The organism is Arthrobacter sp. NPDC089319, from assembly GCF_040684925.1.
Lineage (GTDB): Bacteria > Actinomycetota > Actinomycetes > Actinomycetales > Micrococcaceae > Crystallibacter.
Genome location: NZ_JBFBGZ010000004.1, coordinates 71800 through 95417 on the forward strand (window position 1 = coordinate 71800; position 23618 = coordinate 95417).

The 23618-nt window shown below is 64.9% G+C and carries 18 protein-coding genes and 1 pseudogene; 12 read left to right on the plus strand and 7 right to left on the minus strand.

Going from position 1 to position 23618, the window contains the following annotated elements; translation table 11 throughout:
• Nucleotide 1: 1 nt before the first annotated feature.
• Nucleotides 2-2596, plus strand: a complete 2595-nt coding sequence (locus tag AB0N75_RS07195; RefSeq protein ID WP_364647203.1) for a cation-transporting P-type ATPase — start codon at nt 2-4, stop codon at nt 2594-2596.
• Here the strand turns inward: AB0N75_RS07195 and AB0N75_RS07200 are convergent.
• Together AB0N75_RS07200 and AB0N75_RS07205 are read right to left on the minus strand one after the other, a co-directional pair.
• Complete coding sequence (locus tag AB0N75_RS07200) at nt 2565-5741, minus strand: HAD-IA family hydrolase (protein ID WP_364647206.1); 3177 nt, start codon at nt 5739-5741, stop codon at nt 2565-2567. The genes AB0N75_RS07195 and AB0N75_RS07200 overlap by 32 nt on opposite strands.
• Nucleotides 5742-5817: 76 nt before the next feature.
• Entirely contained in the window at nt 5818-6849 is a 1032-nt protein-coding gene (locus AB0N75_RS07205; protein WP_364647209.1) for a zinc-dependent alcohol dehydrogenase family protein, read from the minus strand.
• Between the two features lie 429 nt (nt 6850-7278).
• Between AB0N75_RS07205 and AB0N75_RS07210 the strand changes: the two genes are divergently transcribed.
• Both AB0N75_RS07210 and AB0N75_RS07215 read left to right on the plus strand, forming a co-directional pair.
• Nucleotides 7279-7707 carry an Hsp20/alpha crystallin family protein gene (locus tag AB0N75_RS07210; protein ID WP_364647212.1) on the plus strand — a complete coding sequence of 143 codons (429 nt, stop codon included), beginning with the start codon at nt 7279-7281 and terminating at the stop codon, nt 7705-7707.
• Nucleotides 7708-7768: 61 nt separating this feature from the next.
• Entirely contained in the window at nt 7769-8410 is a 642-nt protein-coding gene (locus tag AB0N75_RS07215; RefSeq protein ID WP_364647215.1) for an NAD(P)-binding domain-containing protein, read from the plus strand.
• Nucleotides 8411-8420: 10 nt separating this feature from the next.
• On the opposite strand, the gene AB0N75_RS07220 is transcribed toward AB0N75_RS07215, so the two are convergent.
• Nucleotides 8421-9326 carry a ribonuclease Z gene (locus AB0N75_RS07220; RefSeq protein WP_364647218.1) on the minus strand — a complete coding sequence of 302 codons (906 nt, stop codon included), beginning with the start codon at nt 9324-9326 and terminating at the stop codon, nt 8421-8423.
• A 145-nt stretch (nt 9327-9471) separates the two neighbouring features.
• On the opposite strand from AB0N75_RS07220, the gene AB0N75_RS07225 reads away from it, so the two are divergent.
• Complete coding sequence (locus AB0N75_RS07225) at nt 9472-10041, plus strand: DUF1992 domain-containing protein (RefSeq protein ID WP_364647221.1); 570 nt, start codon at nt 9472-9474, stop codon at nt 10039-10041.
• Nucleotides 10042-10051: 10 nt separating this feature from the next.
• Here AB0N75_RS07225 and AB0N75_RS07230 read toward each other — a convergent pair whose 3' ends face one another.
• The gene (locus tag AB0N75_RS07230; RefSeq protein WP_364647224.1) at nt 10052-10675 is read right to left on the minus strand and encodes a uridine kinase; all 624 of its coding nucleotides are present in this window, start codon (nt 10673-10675) and stop codon (nt 10052-10054) included.
• A gap of 149 nt (nt 10676-10824) precedes the next feature.
• On the opposite strand from AB0N75_RS07230, the gene AB0N75_RS07235 reads away from it, so the two are divergent.
• The 3 genes and pseudogenes from AB0N75_RS07235 (at nt 10825) to AB0N75_RS07245 (ending at nt 13391) form a co-directional block, all read left to right on the plus strand.
• Nucleotides 10825-11619, plus strand: a complete 795-nt coding sequence (locus AB0N75_RS07235; protein WP_364647227.1) for a lipoate--protein ligase family protein — start codon at nt 10825-10827, stop codon at nt 11617-11619.
• A gap of 41 nt (nt 11620-11660) precedes the next feature.
• Nucleotides 11661-12771, plus strand: a pseudogene (gene moaA, locus AB0N75_RS07240) (GTP 3',8-cyclase MoaA).
• A 143-nt stretch (nt 12772-12914) separates the two neighbouring features.
• Complete coding sequence (locus AB0N75_RS07245; RefSeq protein WP_364647230.1) at nt 12915-13391, plus strand: DUF4262 domain-containing protein; 477 nt, start codon at nt 12915-12917, stop codon at nt 13389-13391.
• Between the two features lie 36 nt (nt 13392-13427).
• Here AB0N75_RS07245 and AB0N75_RS07250 read toward each other — a convergent pair whose 3' ends face one another.
• The 3 genes from AB0N75_RS07250 to AB0N75_RS07260 form a co-directional block, all read right to left on the minus strand.
• Nucleotides 13428-14057 carry an MBL fold metallo-hydrolase gene (locus AB0N75_RS07250; protein WP_364647233.1) on the minus strand — a complete coding sequence of 210 codons (630 nt, stop codon included), beginning with the start codon at nt 14055-14057 and terminating at the stop codon, nt 13428-13430.
• Complete coding sequence (locus AB0N75_RS07255) at nt 14054-15142, minus strand: S-(hydroxymethyl)mycothiol dehydrogenase (protein ID WP_364647236.1); 1089 nt, start codon at nt 15140-15142, stop codon at nt 14054-14056. The genes AB0N75_RS07250 and AB0N75_RS07255 overlap by 4 nt, the downstream gene beginning before the upstream one ends.
• 164 nt (nt 15143-15306) lie before the next feature.
• The gene (locus AB0N75_RS07260; RefSeq protein WP_364647239.1) at nt 15307-15564 is read right to left on the minus strand and encodes a glutaredoxin domain-containing protein; all 258 of its coding nucleotides are present in this window, start codon (nt 15562-15564) and stop codon (nt 15307-15309) included.
• 205 nt (nt 15565-15769) lie between these two features.
• Here AB0N75_RS07260 and AB0N75_RS07265 point away from each other — a divergent pair, with 205 nt between their 5' ends.
• From AB0N75_RS07265 to AB0N75_RS07285, 5 genes are all read left to right on the plus strand, one after another.
• The gene (locus tag AB0N75_RS07265; protein WP_364647877.1) at nt 15770-16477 is read left to right on the plus strand and encodes an SOS response-associated peptidase; all 708 of its coding nucleotides are present in this window, start codon (nt 15770-15772) and stop codon (nt 16475-16477) included.
• Nucleotides 16478-16671: 194 nt separating this feature from the next.
• A complete protein-coding gene (locus AB0N75_RS07270) occupies nt 16672-17103 on the plus strand; it encodes an SRPBCC domain-containing protein (protein ID WP_364647242.1) in 432 nt (143 codons plus the stop codon).
• A 511-nt stretch (nt 17104-17614) separates the two neighbouring features.
• Complete coding sequence (locus tag AB0N75_RS07275) at nt 17615-17929, plus strand: DUF6504 family protein (protein WP_136785395.1); 315 nt, start codon at nt 17615-17617, stop codon at nt 17927-17929.
• Nucleotides 17930-18019: 90 nt separating this feature from the next.
• The gene (dnaE, locus tag AB0N75_RS07280; RefSeq protein ID WP_364647246.1) at nt 18020-21589 is read left to right on the plus strand and encodes a DNA polymerase III subunit alpha; all 3570 of its coding nucleotides are present in this window, start codon (nt 18020-18022) and stop codon (nt 21587-21589) included.
• 128 nt (nt 21590-21717) lie between these two features.
• Nucleotides 21718-23502, plus strand: a complete 1785-nt coding sequence (locus AB0N75_RS07285; RefSeq protein WP_364647249.1) for a DUF222 domain-containing protein — start codon at nt 21718-21720, stop codon at nt 23500-23502.
• The last annotated feature ends 116 nt before the right edge of the window (nt 23503-23618 follow it).

Below are 23618 nucleotides of genomic sequence, written 5' to 3' on the forward strand. Positions count from 1 at the left end.
CATGACGACGGTTGCCGGAGGCCTGAGCACAGCTGACGCTGCCCGCCAGCTATCAACGGATGGGCCCAACCTCCTGCCGCTGATGAACACGGTGCCGAGATGGCGCCAGGTCTCGGCGCAGTTCACTCATTTCTTTGCACTCATGCTGTGGGTTGCCGCTGCGCTGGCTTTTCTGGCCGGAATGGCCCAGCTGGGTACTGCGGTCGTCGTCGTCGTTGTCATTAATGGAACGTTCTCCTACGTGCAGGAGGAGCGGGCAGCACAGGCGGCGTCCAAGCTCCGTGCCATGCTGCCCGCACAGGTCCTGGTCAAGCGGGATGGCCGTGCGGTGAAGGTGGAAGCCGCGGATATTGTGCGCGGCGACGTTGTGCTGCTGACAGCGGGAGACAGGATTCCGGGGGATGTTGAATTCACCGTGGCCGAATCCTGCACCGTTGACGAGTCAATGCTTTCCGGCGAGAGCGAACCGGTGGCCAAGAACCGCGGCGATGGTGGTTACGGCGGAACCTTCGTTGTGAATGGGAACGCGGAGGCGCTGGTCACGGCCACCGGGCCGCGGACACGGTTGGCTTCTATCGCCTCATTGACGGCCACCACACAACCGCCGCAAAGTCCGCTCAATAAGGAACTGCGCCGGGTCGTCCGGCTCATCTCGGCCGTGGCGCTAAGTTTCGGCGGCGTGTTCTTTGCGGTTTCGCTGCTGACCGGCCTTTCGTGGCGGGACGCCTTTCTGTTCGCCATCGGTGTAGCGGTTGCCCTGATACCGGAGGGACTGCTGCCCACCGTGACGCTTTCGCTTGCCATGGGCGCCCAGCGCATGGCGCGGCGCAACGCCCTGGTTCGGCATTTGCAGGCAGTTGAAACGCTGGGATCCACCACGTTCATCTGCACCGACAAGACGGGAACTCTGACGCAGAACCGGATGAGCGCCGTTGAAACGTGGACTCCGGATGGGATCGTCCGGCTGAACGGCGAGGGGTACTCCCCGACGGGGGAAATCACCGGCAGCGCGCTCGCAGTGCAACAAGCACGCCGCCTGGCGCGCGCGGCCAGAGCAGCTTCACGGGGGCGTATCGTCCGGCGTCAGGAGCACTGGGTTGCAGACGGAGACCCGATGGAGGCGGCTTTGGACGCTTTGGCCCATCGGTTGTCGAACGGAGCGGCCATCGAGGATGTGCCGGTCGACTTCCGTTGGAGTTTTGACCCGGTGCGCAAACGGGAATCCGTCGCAGCCGGCGCCGAGCTCATGGTCAAAGGCGCACCGGAGAGCGTGTTGCCGCTCTGCGTGGCGGCTACCGATGCTGAGGCATGTCAGCGGGCCCTCGAAGACATGGCGGTGCGCGGACTTCGCGTCCTCGCGGTCGCTGAACGTACACTCCCGGATCATCCCGCGGGAGGTGGACGGCATTATTCCAGCGAGGCCGTGTTCTATGAGGATCAGCTGACTCTGCTGGGACTCGTGGGCTTGCACGACCCGCCGAGGGAATCGGTGCCCGGAGCGCTCAGGGCGGCACGGACGGCTGGTGTGAAAGTCGCCATGGTCACGGGTGACCACCCCTCGACGGCGGCTGCCATCGCCGCAGAGATCGGTCTGCTGGGACCGGAGAAATGGGTTGTCGAAGGAAGGGATCTTCCCGACGATGATCACATGCTCGGAGCGCTGCTGGACCGGGATGGCGTGGTCGTCAGCAGGGTGTCTCCAGAGCAAAAGCTGCGGGTGGCCAGGGCCCTGCAGTTGCGCGGACACGTACTGGCAATGACTGGCGATGGGGTCAATGATGGCCCGGCGCTGCAGGAAGCGGACATCGGCGTTGCGATGGGCGCCAGCGGCACGGATGTAGCGAGGGAAGCGGCGGACCTGGTGCTGCTGGACGACGATTTCGCCACGATCATGGCCGCGGTTGAGCAGGGGCGGGCCACCTACGCGAACATCCGCAGATTCTTGACCTATCACCTCACGGACAACGTCGCGGAACTCACCCCGTTCGTGGTGTGGGCCCTCTCCGGCGGCAGCTTCCCGCTGGCGCTGGGCGTGCTGCAAATCCTTTTCCTGGACATCGGGACGGACCTGTTGCCTGCTTTGGCCTTGGGCAGCGAGCGTGCCGGCAAGCACGTTCTGCAGCGGCCGCCGGAGCGCCGCCATCTGATGGACTCGGCTCTCATGATTCGCGTTTTCGCGGTTCTAGGGCCTGTTGAAGCGGTCTGTGAAATGACTGCCTTCACCCTGACCTTGTGGTTGGCCGGGTGGCGGCCCGGGGCGGCCATACCGGGTTGGGAGGTGCTGGCTGCTGCATCCGGGGCGGCGTTTACCACCGTTGTACTGGCGCAGTTGGCCAACGCCTTTGCCTGCCGAAGCGAATCAGTTCCGCCGTGGCGCCTGGGTTGGGGAACCAACCGGATGCTGCTGTGGGCCGTGGTGGTGGAGTTGGCTGCCCTGGTGGCCTTCCTGACGATTCCGCCGGTGGCGGCCATGCTCGGCCAGGCACCACCAACCACCATCGGCTTGCTGGCCGCGGTGCTCTCCATGCCGGCAGTGCTTGCCGCCGACTATTTGTACAAGCAGTTCAGGCCTCAGCATGCCGCGGAGTCGGCTTAGGCACCCGCATCGCGACGGAGCCTCCCGGTGCCAGCAAGGTAGCGTTTTTTCCCACCTTGATGCGGATGGGGGCGGCAGTTCCGTCGGCTGACTCCACCTGCAGGACGGATTCTTCCAGGCTGACGTCAAGCAAATGGCCGCGGTATCTGATCCGGAACGAAACTCGCTTCAGCTCAGTCGGCAAACGCGGATGAAAGACGAGAGTGTCAGCACTCATTCTGAGCCCGGCGAAACTGCGCTGTACGACGTCGATGGTTCCCGCCATTGCCCCCAAGTGGATGCCGGTGCGTGTGGTTCCGCCCTGCGTATCGTCGAGATCGGCGTCCAGTGCATCCCGGAAGGTGGCCCAAGCTCGTTCCGGATCGGAGGCAGCCAGCACCGAGGCGTTGGTCACCCTGCTCAAGGTTGAGCCGTGCACCGTCCGTGCCAGGTAATAATCGACGGTGCGTGCCAGTTGCGAGGCGGTCACGTTGTAGCCCATCCGGCGCAGGCGCTGAACCAATTGGTCCTCGCCGAGGACGTAAAAAAGCATCAGGACGTCGGCCTGCTTGGACAGTTTGTACCGATTCGTGCTGTCGCCTTCTGCAGCCAGGATCAAGTCAAGGCGTTCGATGTTGCCGTAAGTCCGGCGGTAGCGTCCCCAATCGAGGTCCTGCAGTCGGTCGAATCCTTCGAACTGGCTGATGATCCCGTCGTGGAACGGGACGTGCAGGTACCGCCCCAGCGAATCCCAGCGCTCAAGCTCGGCACTGGTTATCCCAAGGCTCTTGCGCAGGTCCCGCCGGTCTTGGCCCCGGAGGGCGGCCAGAATTTTGGCAGGGCGGGAACACACCCAGGCCGCCATCACATTCGTGTAGGCGTTATCGTCGAGACCCTGGCCGGGGCGCTCGGGATAGCCGTCATGGTATTCATCCGGACCCATCACACCGCGGAGATGGAACCGGCCATCCGGGCCGCGCTCCGCCATGGCAGCGAAAAGCCGGGCAACTTCAACCATGACTTCCGTGCCACGGGCCATCATCCAGTCGCGGTCCGCCGTTGCCTCGAAGTACTGCCATACGTTGTACGCAACTGCCAGACCACCATGGCGCTGAAGGCGGGAATGGTCCGCCATCCATTGGCCGGAGAAGCGGTTGTACAGCCATCGTGGTGTTTCCTCGGTCCCATCGCTGCCGCTCCGCCAGGGGAACATTGCTCCGGGTAGCCCTGCGCTGCGTGCCGCGTCCCGGGCGGCATCCAACCGGTGCCAGCGGTAATCGAGCAGCGAACGGGTGACCGAAGGCGTGCGGGAGGTGACCAGCGGCAACACGAAAAGGTCGTCCCAGAAGATGTGTCCCCGGTAGCCTTCGCCATGTAACCCGCGCGCCGGTACCCCCGCATCAAGGCCCTCCGTATTTGGCGTGATCGTCTGCAGCAGGTGGAACACATGCAGATTCAGCACCAGTTGGGTCTCCCTGTCAGCGTGCAGATCGAAAGTGAACAAATCGAGCAGCCGACGCCACGAGGCTTCATGGCTGACAAACACCGCGCCAAAGCTGTCAGGTGTTCGGTCCAGTACCGCGCGGGCACCGGCCTTGGCGGAGGACACACCCCAGTCCCGTGAACTGACGATTGCCGCGGTTTTGCAGACCACGAGGGGTACGCCGTCGACCACGTCAGCATCGTGCACCTGAAGCCAGCAGGAGCTCCCGGCCCCGGCATTTGGTGGCGGGGGAGAGGGCCGGCTGCGGGCGGTGTCGCCGGTGGCACCGGCGAAGGAGGTCCTTACCGCCACGGCAACGCGGATCTGGCTTTGGGTCGTCTCGACGTCGACCATTTCCACACCGTTTTGGACAGTGGCGCTAACGACTGCCAGGTGCCGGCTTCCCCATGCAGGATCTTCCACCACGTTGGCGTTGATGATGTCCCGCTCGATGCCGGTCCTCAGCTGAACGACACCGCTCCACCCTCGGGCGGTGAGGGTGGTTTCCAACACTGCCAGCCGGGGCTGGGCGATGGAAACAATCCTGCGCTGCGACACCTCAAGCTGCAGACCATGCCCGTCGTCTAACTGGACGAGACGGGAAAGAACAGCACCCTCCATGTCCAGTTCCCGGCGTTCACGAAGAGTCTTAGGTCCTCCGTCGGACCACCACCCAGCTGCGCCGAAGCGGATATCGAGAGGAAGCCAATTGGGGAGGTTGACCATGTGTTCTGACTCGGTGGTTTCTCCGTTCACTATCTCGGGTACCCGGTTGTAGTGACCTGCAAGATAGGTGCCAGGGTAGTGCACGGTGTCGTCCCTTGCCTCCGGGGAAGCACCTCGGGTGGCCATCCGGCCATTGCCCAGTGTTGTCAGCGCCTCGCGGTGGCCTTCGTGCCACGGATCGTAACCTTCATACACCAGCCGCCAAGGGTGGGTCAGGACCAGGCCGATGTCCAGTTCGCCCACATCGTGAAGGACTATATCTGCACCGGCTTCTTCCAGGTTTGGGCGTTGAGAGGACCGGTCGATCCCCACTACCAGTCCGAATCCACCCCGGCGCGCGGCGGCGATGCCTGCCGCTGCGTCTTCCACAACTGCCACCCGGGCAGGCCGGACCTTCAGTCGTCGGGCTGCTTCCAGAAAGGCCGCCGGGTCAGGCTTGCCCGGCAGCTGCAGTCGTGACACCAGAGTTCCATCAACGACGACGGTGAACATTTCCTTCAAACCTGCAGCAGCCAACACGGCTGAAGTGTTGCGGCTCGAACTCACCAGGGCGATCGGCACCTGGCTTTCGCGCAACCGGGTGATCAGGTCTACGGTCCCGGGAAAGATCTGCACGCCGTCTCGGCCCAGTTCCTCGAGAAATAAGGCGCTTTTGATTTTTCCCAGACCGACGGCGGTCCAAGCGCCGGGAGGATCGGCAGGGTCGCCCGGCGGCAGGTCGATGCTACGGGACCGCATGAACGCGAGTATTCCTTGTTCTCGGGGTCGGCCGTCGAGCAGGGTGGAGTAGTCACTGTCGCGAAAGGGAGCGGAGTTTGCCGTCGGAGGAATCCGCGGATCCGAGAGAACGGTATTGAACAGCTTCTTCCATGCTGCGCGGTGCACTGACGCAGTGTCTGTGACGACGCCGTCGAGGTCGAAAATCACTGCGTCGAACGGTGAGACGGCGCCCGCCACGGTAGGAGAACCGGTATGACGGGAAGCAACCGGCGGCGGTCCTTCACCTTGCGTTTTATGTGGACCAGGTGGCTCGTCAGGAAGCATCTTCATCGGCCGAAATGTGCAGCACGGCTGCGCCGTTGATCCGGTCCGCTGCCAGATCCGATAGTGCCCTGTCCGCTTCGTCAAACGGGTATGCGGTTGTGGCAGGACGCAGGGGGATTTGGGCCGCGAGAGCGAGGAACTCGCGGCCGTCCTGCCTGGTGTTGGCTGTCACGCTCAGCAGCTGGCGCTCTTGAAACAGCTCCGCGGCGTAATTCAGCTGTGGAATGTCCGTCAGGTAGATCCCGGCGACCGCCAGCGTTCCGCCGCGGTCCAAGGCACGCAGGGCGCCGGGGACAAGGTCCCCTGCCGGGGCGAAAAGGATGGCTGCATCCAGCAGTTCAGGAGGTTCCGCAGCGGCGGCGCCGACGAACGAAGCGCCGAGATCCGTGGCCAGGCTGCGGGCCTCCTCAGAACGGGTCATGACGTAAATATCGGCACCTTCAAACAATGCGACTTGAGCGGCCAGATGGGCGGAGGCGCCGAAGCCGTAGATGCCAAGCCTTCCTCCGCGCTGCAGACGGGATCTGCGGAGCGACCGGTAACCGATGATGCCTGCGCATAGCAGTGGCGCTGCCTGATCGTCAGAAAAGATGTCGGGTATCGAATAGGCGAAAGCCTCCGGCACGGTTGCCAGTTCCGCGTATCCGCCGTCTTCATCCCAACCGGTGAACTTCGGCTCCAGGCAGAGGTTTTCGTCCCCCCTCAGGCAGAAGCGACAGCTGCCACACGTCCCGCGAAGCCAAGCGATTCCTGCCCGCTCGCCGATCACAAAACGGGTGCAGTTGGCCCCCCGGCCGATCACTTCGCCGACAACTTCATGCCCGGGCACCACACGGTCTCTCTTCGCTGGCAGATCGCCTTCGGAAAGATGTAGATCGGTGCGGCAGACACCGCAGACGCGGACCTTGATGAGCAGTTCGCCGGCACCGGGCACAGGATCGGGTCGGGTGCCAAAAACCAGGGACGGCTTGTTTCCGAGGCTGGCTGAGGGGCCAGAGCGATCGATCCACCAGGCGCGCATGTCTTCCCCCTAGGAGGTGGACAGTGCTGGCCTGACGTCGTCGAGTGGCTGGTCGGCCAGCCTCAGGCCTTCAGTCTAGCCAGAATGCAGGCTGCAGGGCAGATGCAGGTGGAAGCGCGCGCAAGCCTCGCGGCGCCACCCAGCTGGGACGACCCGGGTTGTGGAAAACCGTTTCTCCCATGGCTCCAGCGAGCGGACCCAAGCCGTAGGAGGACGCTGCTCCGTGCGGGAGCACTGCGCTGCCCCGCCGGCGAGTTCTCGAAGAGCCCTTCACGCGAGGCAGGCGGGGGGATACACTCCATCTTTATCTGAGGGGCAAAAAACCGATAGCTGTTCCGGCCGGGAATTTTCACTAGTTCACGGCCGCACCAAGGGACGAGACCTGAACGCAGGCGCTCTGTCACGCCTGTTGCCTGAGGAGTGAAGACGATGAGTGATTCGCCGAGGTGGTCGCCGTTCGAGCGCCGTTCGCCCTTTGAACTCATGGAGCCCTTCCGCCGATTCTTTGAAAGCGACACGGAGAAATCCATGATCCGCGTCGAGGAGGAAGTCAAGGACGACATCTTGACGATTCGTGCCGAGCTTCCAGGCGTTGATCCGGATAAGGACGTGCAGGTAACGCTGTCCGAGGGGCAGCTAGAGATTCGCGCGGAACGGCAAGAACGGACTGAGCAGAAGGATAAAGGCAACTACCGATCCGAGTTCCGCTACGGATCCTTCTTCCGAAGTGTGCCGCTGCCTAAGGGGGTCAAGGGAGAGGACATCACCGCGACCTACAAGGACGGCGTGCTTGAAATCCGTGCGCCCATCCCACGGACGGAGCAGGAGCCGCCGCAGCAGAGGATCCCGATCAATTGATTGAGCATCATCGGACGAACGGGTGCGGCGTTAAATCGACTCGTGGAAGGAATGAGGCATCATGGCGGAAATCGACATCATCGGCAGCGGCCATATGGCCCGCGGCATTGCTACTCGGCTGCTCCACGGCAGAAACAACGTGCGGATCATCGGCCGAAATGACACCCAGATGAGGGACCTGGTGGAGTCGCTTGGAGCAGGCGCCACCGGCGCCTACGTGGGCAGCCCGCTGACGAGCAACATCGTGATCCTCGCTGTTCCGCACGGAGCCACCAGAGAGGTGATCCTGGAGTACAGCGACGGCTTGGACGGCAAGGTGGTCGTTGACATCAGCAACCCTGTCGACTTCGCAACCATGGACCGGCTCACCACCGCACCGGGGACTTCGGCGGCCGAGGAAACTGCTCAGATGCTGGCGGGCCGGGCGGATGTGGTCAAGGCGTTTAACACCACCTTCGCCAGGACGCTTGCCGCAGGCAGCATGGCCGGCCAACCGCTTGATGTCTTCATCGCCGGCGACTCCGAAATGGCGAAGGAGAAAGTCAGTGCCCTCGTCGCAGGCTGCGGGTTGCGTCCAATAGACACCGGACCGCTGCGTTGGGCCCGCGAGCTGGAGGCGTTCATGCTGTTGGTCATGGCACTGCAATCAAACCCGGAGCACCCGCACTTCAATTGGGATACAGCATTGAAGATTCTTCCCTAAAGAGGCGGCCCTATTGTCCTCGCTTGGCGGGGGTCTGCCGGCGCTTGGGAAAGGGGATCACGTCCAGATCCCGTGCAATAACGACGGCGGTGTTCCCCGCCCGGGCGCGGGCCTGCTCACCGAGCGGCGTCAAGTCGGCGTAGCGCGATGAGAAGTGGGTGAGCACCAGCATGCCCGCCTCGCCGCCGGCCGCGAGGTCGCCTGCCTGTCCCGCCGTGAGGTGGCGGTACTGCGCGGCCAGCGCGGCGTCGTCGTCGCTGAAGGTGGACTCCGCCACCAACAGGTCCGCACCGTCGGCGAGATCCTCAGCGCCGGGGCACACCGCCGTGTCCATAACGAAGGCGAACCGCTGGCCGGGCCGCGGAACGCTGACATCTTCCAACCGCACACCGTTCAGGGTCCGCTGGTAAAGCAGCCGTCCGACGTCGGGACCGGCAATCCCGGCGGCAGCGAGCCGCTCGGGCAGCAGGGTGTGGCCGTCGGGCTCGGTCAGTCGGTAGCCGTAGGCCTCAATCCGGTGGTCCAGCGGTCGTACTTCGAGGCCATCCGCAATGGCGCCGGCCGCTCCGTGCGGGTGCAGGTGCAGGTCCAGCCCCGGCGTGGCGAGCGAGACGAGCGCCCGGACCACGTCTTCGCCGGATGCCGGGTAATGCAGGTCGACCGGATGCTCCACCCCGTCCAGGACCATGCGCGAAAGCACGCCTGGCAATCCGTAGCAGTGGTCGCCGTGCAGATGCGTGAGGCAGATGCGGGTGATCCGGCTGGCCGAGACCCCGGCCAGGATCATTTGTCGCTGCGTGCCCTCGCCCGGATCGAACAGCAGGCCCTCGTTGTCCCAGCGCAACAGGTAGCCGTTGTGGTTCCGGGTCCGGGTGGGGGCCTGAGAGGCGGTACCAAGGACAACGAATGCGCGCATGGCTCCGAGTCTGCCACTGCGCATTGCCGCGTGTAGACCGGGCTGGGAAAATATCAACAACACCCGGTGGCAGCGCGGCCGGTGAAGGCTCTACGGAGGCGGTGAGGGACGGATGGACAGGGCAGCGGGGGACAATAGCAGGCGGATGGAACGCGCCGCCGAGTTGCGCGCTGCGCGGGAACACGGCCAGGCCGTCCCGGAGGACGCCGAACAGGCCAGCGCGGACGAGGAGAAGCAGCGGAAAATCCGGGAGCTGGACACCTCCCGGCGCGCGGATTATCTGGTCCGGGAGGCGATGGCGCGCGGCGAGTTCGACGACCTGAAGTATGCGGGCAAACCGATTCCGAACCTGGGCAACGGATACGACCCGGACTGGTGGCTGAAGGGGTTGATCGAGCGCGAGCACCTCACTGGGCTGGGTCCGGAAGCCCTGCTGCTGCGCACCGAGGACGCCGAACTGGACGGCCGGTTGGACCAGCAGGTTGCGGAACGGCAGGTGCGCGAAATCCTGGAGGACTTCAACGCCAGGGTAGTCAACGCGCGGCGCCAGTTGCAGGGCGGGCCGCCGGTCATCACCAAGACCCGCGACCTGGAGTACGAAGTGGAACGCTGGCACGAGCGCCGGGTGGCCAGGGCCGCCGCAGCGGCCGATGAGGCGCCGGAGCCCGAGCCGAAGCGCCACTGGTGGCGCCGGATCTGGGACGTCACCGACTAGGTCCGGAGCGCTACCGGCGCCCGCCGACCGAGAGCGGCTGCATCCCGGCCAACTCCTTCTTCACCTGTCGCTTGGCGACGGCTCGGAACCCTGCCGCCAGGTAGCGTTCACGCACGCCTCGTTCGGAGCGGAAGAGCGCCCAGCCGCGCTTGAGCAGGAACGGCAGCGGTTTGCGGTGCTCGCGGAGGTCACGCACCAGCCGGCGCACCGCCGTCGTGATGGGAGGGACCTTGATGAAGATGGCGTCCACCTCCACGCCGAGGCCGCGCAACGGGGCCAGGACGGCGTCGGCGAAGATGCCCTCGGCAATCACCGGACCTTCGGCGAGACCCACGGCGCGGTAGCCGTTGTAGCTGGAAGTGGCGATGGAGTAGTTGGGGATCTCCGTCCGCCCGGTCTGCAGCAGCTGCACCATCGCACGGGCCGCGGCATCGCTGTTCCAGGTCCCGGGATGGTCCCAGTCGATCTCCCCGTAAGGCGTTTGCGGCAGCGGGGAGGCGGCGGTGTGCTCGCCGATCTCTCGGTAGAACCCGTCGAGCTCCACGTGCGGGCGGCCGAACCGCGCGGCCAGATAGGACTTGCCGGAACCGGAGGCGCCGCCGAGCAAAATGAGCGGGGTTTGGGGAGAAGGCACACCGCTATTATTCCGTGTCCGGCGCTTACGTCCCCACCCACACGAGTCCGGGCGCGGGCTGTTCGGCCCAGGCCGCCGGCCGCGCCGTAAGATGGCAAGGGTATTCCGCCCCGGCCGGAAGCGCGGAGCAGCACGTTAAGGAAGCAGGCATGACGTTGGAGCAGTCACCGCAGAGCGCTGGCGGACTGGAATGGGTCCGGCAGCCGGAATCGTTCGGTGCGGACGCGGACCTGCAGTACGGGCTGGAACTGCTGGCCGCCGCCAAGCAGGGGCGGTTGGGTTCCACCATGCGCGTCTACCGTCCGGCGCCGACGGTGGCGTTTGGCCAGCGCGACGCTCACCTGCCCGGCTTCGACGAGGCAGCACGTCGCTGCCGCGAACTCGGGTTCGAGCCGCTGGTGCGCAAGGCAGGCGGCCGTGCCGCCGCGTACCATGACGGCTGCCTCATCCTGGACCATGTGGAGCCGCTGACCGACGCTATTGCCGGCGCCAAGAGGCGCTTCAGCCAGTTCGGCGAGCTGATCGCCGGCGGCCTGCGCGATGCGGGACTGCTCGCCGCCGTCGGCGAAATCCCGGGAGAGTACTGTCCCGGGGAGTTCAGCATTCACGGCGCGCACGCGGTTGATCCGCTGCGCCGGGTCAAATTGGTGGGCACCGCGCAACGGGTGGTGGCCGGCGCCTGGCTGTTTTCGTCGGTGGTGGTGGTGCAGGATTCGGCTCCGCTGCGCGAGGTGCTCACGGCCAGTTATGGCGCACTCGGACTGGACTGGGACCCGGCCACCGCCGGGTCGGCCGACGACCTGGTGCCAGGGCTGGACGTCGGCACGGTGGAACGGTCGCTGCGTGCGGCCTACGCCGGCCACGCAGCGGTGCGTGACGGGGCATTCGCCGAGCTGCTGGCACGGGTTCCGGCGCCCGTTGTAGTCGGAGTGCAGCCAGCCTAGTCTGGAAGGGACTTCGAGTCCCGGCACGGCGGAGGCGCACCATGGACGGGCCAGCGCAGCACGGTCCGCACACCCTGAACGACGCACTGGACCGGCCACTGCGGGATCTGCGGATTTCCGTGACCGACCGGTGCAACTTCCGCTGCGTCTACTGCATGCCCAAGGAAATCTTCGGCCGCGACTTCGTTTTCCTGCCAAAAAGACCAGCTGCTCAGCTTCGAAGAGATTATCCGGGTGGCCCGGATAGCCGCCGCGCAGGGCGTGGAAAAGATCCGGCTGACCGGCGGCGAACCACTGCTGCGGCGGGGGATCGAACATCTGGTGTCCGGGCTCGCCGAACTGCGCACCCCCGAAGGCCGTCCACTGGATCTGGCGATGACCACGAACGGTTCGGTGCTGGCCCGCAAGGCGGCGGCGCTCAAGGCGGCCGGGCTGTCCCGGGTAACGGTCTCGCTGGACTCCGTCGATGACGCCACCTTCCGCCGGATGAACGACGTCGACTACCCCGTGGCCACGGTGCTGGAGGCAATCGAGGCCGCGGCCGCCGTCGGGCTTGGCCCGGTCAAGGTGAACATGGTGGTCAAGCGCGGAATGAACGACGGCGGCGTCCTCGCGATGGCGCGCCACTTCCGCTACACGGGGCACATCGTCCGGTTCATCGAATACATGGACGTCGGTTCCACCAACGGCTGGAACCTGGAGCAGGTGGTTCCCTCCGCGGACGTGGTGCGCCGGATCGATGCCGAACTCCCGCTGGAACCGCTGGCGCCACGCTACGCCGGCGAGACCGCGACGCGCTTCAGATACCGCGACGGCGGCGGCGAGATCGGAACGATTTCCAGTGTCACGCAGGCGTTCTGCCACGGCTGCACCCGGGCCCGGCTGAGTACCGACGGGAAGCTGTTCACCTGCCTGTTCGGCACCGGCGGCACCGACCTGCGGGCTCTGCTGCGCGATGGCGCTGACGACGACGAACTCACCGGCGTGCTCGCGGGAGTCTGGCGGCGCCGGACGGACCGCTATTCGGAGCTGCGCAGCGCCGAGACCGCGAGGGGCAATCCCCGTTCCGGACGCGGTCCGGCCCGGGCAGAGGCCCCGCCGGCGGCCGGCTGGCCCGGGCGGAAAGTGGAGATGCACTACATCGGCGGCTGATCCGATGTGGGGCCGGGATCCGACCGATGTGAGCCGGCATGACGAGGCTGGAGTTATCCACATCGACCGATCCACCCCTGCCGCGGTCTCGGGCAGCAGGAGCACACTGGCTGGACAATCAAGCCCGAGGCGAGGAAATCCAGATGTGCGACATCTGCAACGGCATGACCCATCGGGAAGCCAGGGAGAAGACGCTCCGAACCATAGACAAGTACGGCTGGCAGTGCATGATCGTCGAGGGGGACACGGACAACACCGCTTTTGGATACACCATCGGGCTGACCCAGGTGCAGCATCCCGAAATTCTGCTCACCGGACGCACCGCGGCGGAAACCCACGCCATTCTCAGCCTCCTGGTGCATAGGGTGCTCCACCATGGCCGCACTCTGGTTGCCGGCATGGAGGTGCCGCTGCGGCCGCGGAAGGTGTCGCTGGCCCGGATTGAGCGGCCGGAGGATGTGCTCCTGGTCGCCGCCGACATCTACAAGGGCCGGCTTCGGGGCCTGCAGGCCATCTGGGCCGACGAGGAAGGTCTGTTTCCGTGGCAGCAGGACGTCCCGGACGTCCTGACCCAGCCCCTGTACGGAACACCGCCCGTGCTCAGGCCGAAATTGGCTTGAGCACGGGCGGCGCCTGAGTGCTGGAGACGGCTGTACTCAGTGTCCGCGGGCAATCCATTCGTCCAGCTGCGGTGCCTCGGCGCCGATGCTGGTGGCCTCGCCGTGGCCGGTGTTCACCGTGGTCTCGGCCGGCAGCGTCAGCAGCCTGTCCTTGATGGACTCGATGATCGTCTCGAAGCTGGAGTAGCTGCGGCCGGTGGCGCCGGGGCCGCCGTTGAACAGCGTGTCGCCGCTGAACAGCACGCCCGCAGACTCCAGATGGAAGCAGACCGAGCCGGGGGAGTGACCCGGGGTGTGGATGGCCTTGAGCTGCGCTCCCGTGACCTCGAACGTATCGCCGTCCTTGATCGAGTGGTCCGGCGTGCTGTCCGGGAAGACCGTGTCCCAGAGCATCCGGTCGTCGTCGTGCAGGTACACCGGTGCCTTCACCAGGTCCCGGAATTCGCCGACGGCGCGGATGTGGTCGTCGTGGCCGTGGGTCAGCAGAATGGCCTTCACGGTCCGGGATCCGACCGCGGCGGCGATGGCCTGCGGATCGTGAGCCGGGTCGATGACGAACACCTCGGCGTCGTCACCGACAATCCAGACGTTGTTGTCGACGTCCCAGGTGCCGCCGTCCAGCGAGAAGGTGCCGGAAGTGACCAGGTTTTCGATCATGGCGCTCATGCGACCTCCACCACCGAACGCAGGACCTTGCCGTCGTGCATCTTGGCGAAGGCTGCTTCCACATCGTCCAGCGTGATCCGCTCGGTGACGAAGGCGTCCAGGTCCAGGTTGCCCTGCTTGTAGTGGCTGACCAGCATGGGGAAGTCGCGGGAAGGCAGGCAGTCGCCGTACCAGGAGGACTTCAGCGAGCCACCGCGGCCGAAGACGTCCAGCAGCGGCAATTCGAGCTTCATGTCAGGCGTCGGGACGCCCACCAGCACCACGCGGCCGGCCAGGTCGCGGGCGTAGAACGCCTGCTTGTAGGTCTCCGGACGGCCCACCGCTTCAATCACGACGTCGGCGCCGTTGCCGCCGGTCAGCGCCCGGATGGCCTCCACCGGGTCCTGCTCCTTGGAGTTGATGCCGTGCGTGGCACCCAGGGACTTGGCCAGTTCCACCTTGTTGTCGTCGATATCTACCGCGATGATCGTGGTGGCGCCGGCCAGTTTGGCACCGGCGATGGCGGCGATGCCAACACCGCCGCAGCCGATCACGGCTACGGATTCGCCGCGCTTGACCTCACCGGTGTTGATGGCCGCGCCGATGCCGGCCATGACACCGCAGCCGAGCAGGCCCACCGCGGCGGGATCGACGTCGTCGTCCACCTTGGTGCACTGGCCGGCGGCCACCAGGGTCTTTTCGGCAAAGGCACCGATGCCCAATGCGGGGGAGAGCTCCGTGCCGTCCTCCAGCGTCATCTTCTGCGTGGCGTTGTGGGTGTTGAAGCAGTACTGTGCCTGGCCGCGCTGGCAGGCCCGGCATTCACCGCAGACGGCGCGCCAGTTCAGGATCACGCGGTCGCCGGGGACCAGGTTGGTCACGTCGGGGCCCACGGCGTTGACCACGCCGGTGGCTTCGTGGCCGAGCAGGAACGGGAAGTCGTCGTTGATCCCGCCCTGCTTGTAGTGCAGGTCCGTATGGCAGACGCCGCAGGTGAGGATGTCCACCAGCGCCTCGCCCGGACCCGGGTCCGGCACCAGGATGGTTTCGATGGAGACCGGCGCATTCTTTTCCAGGGCCACTACTGCCCGTACCTTGTGAACCATGCGGGAGTGATTCCTTCCTAGCGAAGTCTGGCGGGGCCGTCGTCGGCCACCCTGCCCATCCTAGGAAGAAAACCGGGGCGCCACAATTTCCAAAACGAATGTTATGGAAACTGCGGCTCCCCTGATGCCTGCGGGTCGGATTCCGCCGGTGGAGCCTGCAGCTGCTAGACGCCCAGGCGCTCCTTGACCAGCGAGAGCGGCGGGTTGGTGGCGCTGCTGCCGTCCGGGAAGAGCAGGGTGGGAACCGTCTGGTTGCCGTCGTTGAGATGCTCGACCAGTTCGGCGGTGCCCGCGACCTCTTCGATGTTGATCTCGGTGTAGCCGATGCCCTGCGCATCGAACTGGGACTTCAGGCGACGGCAGTACCCGCACCAGGTGGTGGAGAACATGGTGACGGTTCCGGCAGCAGGTGTGTAATCCAAGGTGGCTCCTTCTGGTGTGAAAGCTTGTGTACATGTCAACGTCGCGCCGGCCGTGGTCATTCCCGGCGCTGAGCGTTGCCGCGGACGTTTCCGGCCGGGGGCCTTCGTTCCGGCCCACGGGCGAGCTACAAGGATGCCACGAGAAGCCGGGAACTGTGCCCGCCCTGCGCCGTCTGGATCCGATGTACTGGACCATAATGGAGGCATGTGTGGCAGATACGTCATGGCGCGGGGAACGGGCGACCTGGTGGCTTCGTTCGACGTCGATGAGTCCTATGTTGAAGAGATCCAACCTTCGTACAACGTTGCACCGACTGACGAAGTCCCCCTGATCATTGACCGTAGGGGGCCTGACGGCGATGGAGTATCCAGAAAACTCATCATGGCCCGGTGGGGGCTCGTCCCCCCGTGGGCCAAGGATCCCCGCTCCGGCGCACGATTGATCAATGCACGCATGGAGACCGTCACGGAAAAACCCTCGTTCCGGAAGGCGGCGGCCAGAAAGCGCGGTTTGCTCGTTGCCGATGGGTACTTTGAATGGCAAAAGACCCCGGACGGCAAAATACCGACCTATCTGCACGGCGAACGCGAAGAGATGCTGGCCTTTGCGGCGCTCTTCGAGAATTGGCCTGATCCGGCCCTGCCGGAAGATCATCCTGAGAAGTGGCTGCGGACCTGCACCATCATCACCACGCAGGCTTCCGATTCACTCGGGCACATCCATGACAGAACGCCGCTGATCGTGCCGGCTGACCTTTATTCGGACTGGCTGGATCCGGAAACCACATCCGAGGCCGATGTACAGCAGTTGCTGGACGCCATGCCCGAACCGCATCTTGTTCCGCGGCGGGTTAGTTCCAAGGTCAACAACGTGCGCAATAACGGACCCGATCTCATCGCCGAGGCAGTGTGAGCGACGGCTCGGCCGTCCGGAGAAGTGATTTCACTGTCGTCGGTTTCACGCAAGTCCTTTTTCGTCGGACGTCCGCAACAATCCGGCAGAACTCGTTGTGCGCCAGCCTTCGCTGCTGGAAGCTAGGGGAAGAGCCGGACCCAGCCGCTATGGGGCGTCTGTCGGGTATGAGGCTGTCTGTGGGGGAGGAATCCATGACGGGAAAGTTTGTCGCCAGTTCGACGGCAACCATCGCGGCACCGCCTGATCGTGTCTGGGCGGTGATTACCGACCCCGAGGCCATCAAGGGGTTCATGTTCGGTACCGAGGTGAACACCGACTGGAGCGTCGGCGGGCCCATCCGCTGGCGAGGTGAATGGGAAGGCAAAGCCTACGAAGACAAGGGCCAGGTGCTGGAGTTCGAACCGGGAAGGCGGCTGGTTGTCACTCACTTCAGCCCGCTGACCGGACAGGCGGACGTGCCGGAGAACTACCACCGCCTCACCTGGACGCTGGCGGAAGTTCCCGGCGGAACCGAGTTCACGCTGTCGCAGGACAACAATGCCAGTGCCGAAGCGGCGGAGTACTCCAAGTCGATGTGGGACAAGTTGGTGGGCGACGTGAAGGATCTGGCCGAGCAAGGCTAGGCGAATGAGGCCGCGGACCGTCCCGCTGCGGCCGTGCGGCGATATTGATGAGATAGCAGCGTTCCTGGCTTTGCTCGGATTCAAGGCGTTGTATCGGCAGGTGCGGCCAAACCCGTACATCGCGTTCGGCCGGGACGGGCCGGAGTTGCATTACTTCGGGATGGACGGGTTCCGCCCAAGTCGAAGCACTCGCATACCTTGCCGAACTCCACATCCGGCTGGGGGATCCGGACAGCGCTCGCCGGGTGGTGGAAAGCCTGGAGTTGCTGGATCCCCGAGGAAGACTGTGCGGTATGCGGTCCAGTGCTGCGGCAGGCCAGGGAACTGCTGCAGGCGTAGCGCGCCCCGCTTCATCACTCTGGTTTTGTCAGTGCCTGTCCCTACGCTTGATCTTGGATTCGAACACATATTCGAATAGAATAAGAGGGTCAAGTTTTTCGGCAGGCGTGTTGGCGCAGGGGCGCGTGCTGCAGGGCTCTGACCCGTTGTCCAGATGAAAGGTGACTGGAACATGGGTGTTTTCAGTGAAGCTGTCGAAGTTGTTTGTTCCCCTGCCGGACAGCCTCTGCGGCTGCGGTGGCAGGGCAGGAGCTACCGGATTGTCGCAGAACCCGTGCGTTGGTATGAACGCCGCAAATGGTGGGCGGAAGAACTGAGGGCAGAACGGGGCAGGGGAGCCGGGTTGGTGGACCATGAAATCTGGCGCGTGCAGGCACGGCTGAACGGCAGGTCCCAGATCCGCACCCTGGACCTTTCCCATCAGGTGGATGCCGATCGCTGGCGACTGATCCGTGTCCATGATGCCGTCCGTGAACTGAGCGCCTGAGCGCAGACCCGCAGCATTTATTCGCCTCGGTTTTCGCGGCTGCCGCCGGATAACGATCCCGTGCCTTCAATAAGGCGTTTGGAATGACCAATGAGCTTTACCCATCTGCATGTATCCACGGCGTTCAGCGCCCACTACGGTGTTTCCTGGCCTGATGAACTGGCCGGCGCGGCCGCTTCCTTCGGAGCGGATGCATTGGCCTGCACGGACCGGGACGGGCTCTACGGAACAGTCAAGCACCTCAAGGCTTGCCTGGCGGTGGGGATTGATCCGATAGTCGGCGTGGATCTGGCAGTCCAGGACGACGGCGGCCGTGACACCGGGCGCGTTGTGGTGCTGGCGCATGGCGGGAACCAAGGCAACGGCTACCATGCGCTCTGCCGACTGATTTCGGCGGCGCATGACGGGACGGCAGGCAGCGGGCGGGGGAGCAGGCATCGAACACCCGGGGTGACGCTGGAACAACTCGCCCGGCATGCCGGTACTCCGGACGGCGGACCTGCCCTCACGGTGCTGTTGGGGCCGATGTCCGAGGTCGGCCGGGCACTGCGCCGCCGCAGCTATGCCGAAGCGCGCCGGCTGGCCGGACACTGGCGCACCGTGCTGCCGGTCGGATCGTTGGCAATGGAGATTGTGTCCCACCTCAGTGCCCCCGGCGAGAACCTGAGCACCGCCCACGCTGTACGGATGCTTAACCTTGCCGACGAACTGAAGATTCCAGCGGTGTTGACCAATGCCGTGCGCTACTGCGAAGAAGACGGAGCAGCTACCGCAGATGTACTGGACTCGGCCAGGACTTTGACGGCATTGTCCAAACTGCCTGAACTGCAGCCCAGTGCCCAGGGTTGGCTGAAATCACCTGCACAGATGCAGGCTCTGGCTCGGGAGATCGTTCAGGCAGCCGGTGGCGGAAGCCGGGACGTGCACCGACTGCTGTCCGTGACCGAAGCCGTGGCGGACCGGTGCCGGATGGACCCCTACCAGGACATGGGCTTCAAACATCCCGTGGTCCCGGAAGCCTCGGTTATCGGGATCGACGGGGAACCACTGACCGAGCTGCTGCAGCGCTGTGAAACCGGCATTGCCGAACGGTTCGGCGGAATATCCGGACGGGCAGAGCAGGAGCTGCGGGACCGATTGGCACATGAGCTGGGCATCATCTCCCGGCTGGGCTTCGCCTCCTACTTCCTGACAGTTGCCGAAGTATCGCGGATGATCACCGGCATGGGCGTCCGGGCTTCGGCCCGTGGGTCCGGGGCCTCCAGCCTGGTGAACTATCTGCTCTACATCAGCCACGTAAACCCGCTGGACCACGGGCTGATCTTTGAACGTTTCCTCTCCCAGGACCGCTCCACCTTGCCGGACATAGACATTGACGTGGAAAGCGCAGAACGGCACAACGTCTACCAAAAGATCTTCGACCGATTCGGCAGCGAGCGGGTCACCCTGATGAGTATGCAGAACGGCTATCGTGCCCGCGGCGCCGTCCGCGACGCCGGCCTTGCACTTGGCCTGCCGGAGGATGAAATCTCCGGCATCGCCAAGCAGCTCTGGCGGTTCTCCGCACGCAAATTCCGCGAAGCGATGGCAGAGAAGCCTGAACTGCGTGCGTTCTCGGCCCAGGTGGAGCAGAACCAACAACTGGATCTGCTGGTGGACCTGACCGAACGGCTGGACCGGCTGCCCCGGCATATCTCCATGCATCCTTGCGGGGTGATCCTGGGCGACACTTCGTTGCTGGACCGTACCCCCACCCAGCCCAGCGGACTGGGACTACCTATGAGCCAGTTCGACAAGCACGACATGGATCCGATGGGCATGCTCAAGCTGGACGTGCTGGGGGTGCGGATGCAGAGCTCGATGGCTTACGCGCTCGCCGAAATCGCCCGCATCCATCCAACCAAGGAAGCAGTGACGGCAGCCGGAAAGCACCCGGTGGGCGAGGACGGGGAAGGGCCCGGCTACATCGCGGCGAACGGGACCATCAACCTGGAACAGGTCCCGCTGGACGATGAACCGACCTACGAGCTGATCCGCAGCACCCAGACTCTGGGGTGCTTCCAGATTGAATCCCCGGGCCAGCGTGAGCTGGTGGGCAAGATGGCGCCGCGGGACTTCAACGATCTGATCATCGACATTTCGCTATTCCGGCCCGGCCCCATGCAATCGGACATGGTCCGCCCGTTCCTGGAGCAGCGCCACGGCTGGGCTCCGGAGCGCTTCCCTCATCCCGACCTGATCCCGGTTTTGAAGGAAACCCATGGCGTGACTGTCTTCCATGAGCAAGTACTGCGGACCTTTGATGTGTTTACTGGATGCGGGCTGGCCAAGGCGGACGAATTCCGCCGACTGCTGGGCAACGAGGAAGCCGAACCGGCAGTGGAAGATTATTTCCGTAAAGCTTCGCTGGACCGGGGATATCCGCCGGACGTGGTGGATACGGTCTGGACTACCTTGAAGTCCTTTGGCAGCTTCGGCTTCTGCAAAGCCCACGGTGCAGCCTTCGCCGTCCCCACCTACCAGACCGCGTGGTTGAAAGCCCACCATCCGGAGGCGTTCCTCGCCGGGCTCTGGGAACACGACCCGGGGATGTACCCGCGGAGGCTGTTGGTGGCCGAGGCACGGCGGCTCGGCATCCCGATTCTGCCGTTAGACATCAACCGCAGCACTGACCGCTACCGGGTGGAACGTGTTTCGTCCCCTGCCGGTGAAACGCTGGGCATCCGGCTCAGCCTTGCCGGCATCTACGGGCTCTCAGCTACTGAACTCCAGCGCATTGTCGCAGGGCAGCCGTACGAATCACTGGCCGACCTGAGGGCCCGCGGCAAGGTCAGCAAACCCGCGCTGAAACGCCTGGCCCAGTTGGGAGCCTTCGATGAACTGAACCGGGCAACCGGCCAGCGCGGCGGACGTGCTGCCAGCCGGACGGATCTGGTGTATCACTTGGACCAACCTGCCGCGCGCCCGGTGCCCAAGCGCTACCAGCCCACCGATGGCCAGCTGTCCCTGCCGCTGGGTGATCTGGAGCTGCGCAATCTGGTCCCGGTCTTCCCGGAACCGACGGCGGTGGACATGGTGCGCACCGAACTGGACTTGCTCTCGATCGACGCCAGCTCCCACTTGATGGAAAGCTACGCTCCGCTGCTGGCAAAACTAGGTGTCACACCGGCCAAGGATCTGCTGGGCCTGCGCAACGGAAGCGAGGTAATGGTGGCCGGTATCCGGGTCGCCACCCAAACCCCGCCGATGCGCGGCGGTCGCCGGGTGGTTTTCATCAGTGTGGACGACGGGACCGGCTGTGTAGACGCCACCTTTTTCCAGGAGGCACAGGAACGCTCAGGCTCACTGCTGTTCGGGACCGAGCTGCTGCTTATCCGTGGGCTCACCCGCCGGACCGGTCCCAAAGGAATCGGCTTGCAGGCGCTGGAGGCCTGGGACCTGTCCGACGCTGCCAGTCTGCCGCTGCCGGAAAACGCCGTCCGTCCCGAACCGCCGCACGCTCGGACCCCTGCCGCATCGCCAGCAGCACGGCCCACCGCTCCCGGTGCCCAACCAATGAGCACAGCCGAGCTCGCCCGCCGCATGGTCGAGGAAGGCCTGGACAACCGCGGCCCGGCAGATCCCTGGCTGGTCGGAAGCCGCCCGTCCCGGACCAGGTGAAGACTGCCGGATCTGCTCGCAGCTTGCGTTGTTACCACTCCACCTACACATGAGTCTCTTGCTGCACCTCGTCCACATCCACATTTCCACCTCTCCTACTAGTTTCGAGCCCTTCATAGGCTTGATCTATGGCGATCGAGGTGCTGGATGCGGCTCCGGGAGCAGGGCAGGATGATTCCGCTCTGCTGGCCCGGCTGCGCGCCGAGGTCGCCGGCTTCAACGACCGACTTCGTGCTGGCGGGCTGACCCGCAGCACTAAATGGGTGGCCCGCACGGCAGCGCAAGTGGAAGAGCTGGCCAATACCGTGGCCCAGACCCAGCTGATCCTGGCCCGGATTATCAAAGAGCAGAACATCGCGGCCGTCGGTGAAACGGATCAGCCCCATGATCCTGACGACCCGGACCGGCCGAAGCGCGGCGCCTTCACATCGAACGAGGATTTTCTGCGGGCCAAGCTGGGCATTGCCCGGCAGGAAGCCGCGCGCCGGTTCCAGCTGGCCGAGGCCACAGAGCCGCGGCCGGTTCCCAACGGCACACCGACCGCCCCGCCCCGACTTCCGGTGCTCGCCCGCGCTTTGGACGAAGGGCAGGTGTCCGGCCAAGCCGCAAACCTGATCCGGCGGGCCGTCGACGGGCTACGCCGGATCGCTGAGCCGGAGCAGTTGCGCAAGATGGAAGAGGCACTGGTCAAGCACGCCGCCGATTTCGACGCCGATTCGCTGCGGGACCTGATCCGGCAGTGGGAAGGCGGCCTGAATCCCGGTGGCGCCGATCCGACCGCGGCGGAGCTGAAGGCTCGCCAGGGCTTGTTCTACCGAGGCCGCCGCAACGGCCTGCATTGCTACGAAATCAACGCCACCGATGAGCAAAACGAGGTCCTGGCGACCGTGTACAACACGGCCACCAACCCGCGTTGGCGGGAAGGCACCGCCACCGCCGGCACGGTCGGGTTTGACGGCACCGGTACGCCCCTTGCCGCCCCCGGCACCGGGGATGTTGCCTCCGGCGAAGGCGCTGTCCCGTCCCTGCCAGGGGGCGTCGAACCGGACGCCAGAACCGCAGCCGGTGCGCGCCGACCAGACGATGCTGACCCGGCCGCCGCATCAGGTCATGAGCTGGACGGGCGGACCCGTCAGCAAAAGCAGCTCGACGGATTGATCGGTGCGTGCAAGGTCGCTCTGACCACAGACCTGTTGCCGGCGGCCGGCGGACGCCGTCCCCAGTTGCTTGCCACTATTGACTACAAGGACCTGGCCTCCGATCTCGGCCGCCCGGGATCCAGCACTTTCACCGGACCGGTCAGCGCCAAGACCATCCGCCGGATAGCCTGCGATGCGGACATCATCCCGGTGGTCCTCGCCGGCATGGGCGTGATCTTGGACGTCGGCCAATCGCAGCGGCTGTTTCCGAAGTACATGCGGCTGGCGATCATCGCCCGGGACGGAGGCTGCGCGTTTCCCGGCTGCACCGCCCCGTCGTCGTGGACGGAAGTGCACCACATCCGGTGGTTCGAAAAGGGCAGCCCAACATCCACCGACAACGGCGTTTTGCTCTGTGGGCACCATCACCACCTCATCCATGAAGGAGACTGGGCGGGTCGAGGTCATCAGCGGTGTCGCCTGGTTCTTCCCGCCGCCCGATATGGATCCTGCACAAAAACCACTGCGCAACCACATCTGGCTGAAGAACGCCCAGCTGCCCGAACGCCAGCCGGAACCGGCAACCGTTGGGCAGGGGGCCGCACACTCCGGCGGCCCGCTGCCGGTAAGAGAGCCAGCTCCCCAAACGAATGCCCCGGATCCATCGGCTCACAGAGCCGGTCCGCTGCAGGGCCCGTCGCAGGAAAAACTCAATATCACCATGCGCGGTGCCGCCGAAACCGCCAGTCGGAACCGGAAGTCCAGTCCCTTTGAAGGTTGGCCAGCGCAGCCGCTGACACCGCCCTTCTAGGGCCCGGCCGGTCTCTCGATTGCGGGGAACCGGCCTTGCTGTGAACCGGCCTTGCGGGTGACAGGCTTCGTGATGCGGC